Origin of the sequence: Mycobacterium sp. E342 (assembly GCF_001667665.1) — a bacterium.
In the GTDB taxonomy this organism is placed as follows: domain Bacteria; phylum Actinomycetota; class Actinomycetes; order Mycobacteriales; family Mycobacteriaceae; genus Mycobacterium.
Map to the genome: position 1 here is coordinate 1 of NZ_LZJM01000153.1, position 869 is coordinate 869.

The 869-nt window shown below is 61.4% G+C and carries 1 protein-coding gene; it reads left to right on the forward strand.

Annotated elements, in window-relative coordinates:
• Positions 1–117 precede the first annotated feature (117 nt).
• Complete coding sequence (locus A5692_RS10360; protein WP_197514417.1) at positions 118–834, forward strand: sensor domain-containing protein; 717 nt, start codon at positions 118–120, stop codon at positions 832–834.
• The last annotated feature ends 35 nt before the right edge of the window (positions 835–869 follow it).

Here is an 869-nt window from a genome sequence, read left to right on the forward strand (position 1 = left end):
CGACTCGAGACAGACGCTAAGCGACAAGGAAGTTGGGGAAATCGATCCGCATTTCTCGCGCTGCTCCTATTCTTCGACCAACAGATGCGGATTTCGCCCTTTTGTCAAGGAGACGAAATGAGGAGTCGTTTCATCCTTTCGGCACTCGGGGCGGGTGTCGTGGCGTTAGCGGTTGGGTGTGGCGTCGGGCAGGGTGGCGGCCACAGCACAACGCAAGCGCCGCCCAAGGTGACGACCACAGTGGCCCCCACCCTTACCCCCGACGCCATCGACTCGCTGATCTTGGCGCCGGACCTGATTAGCGAGATTGTCGGTGCGAAACTCAACTGGGCGTCCAAACCTCCGCCCGGCGCGACCTCCCCGCCCGTGGCCGCCTTCGCCGACGAGGGTGACCCCGAGTGCGAACCGCTGATCGCGCCAGACACGTACTCGGTGGGGGTGGCTTACACCGCGTGGCGGAGCAATCTCTACAAAGAGGACAAGGACACGTACGAGCATGCGGTCCGTCAAGCCGTTGCGACGGTCGTCGATTCCAAAGCAGCGACGGTGTTGCTTGGCAACGCTTTTGCCAAGCGTCTCGACGCCTGCAGCAATGCCGTCATCCACCTGAGCGGCAAATATCGATGGAGATTCCAGAAGACCGACGCGACCGATACGGGAGTGCGGTGGACGGGAACGGAACTAGAGGACGGGCAGATCACCGGCTGGGTCTGCGCCAGCGAGGCGCGGGCAAAGAACAACGTGGTCATCTACGCGCAGGTGTGCCAATACGGCAATGGCGCTCCGGCCACCGCGACAATTCTGGACAAGATGTCGGAGAAGATACCCCGATAGACCCGGGAGAATCGGAATACTTTGTGCAGGATCCG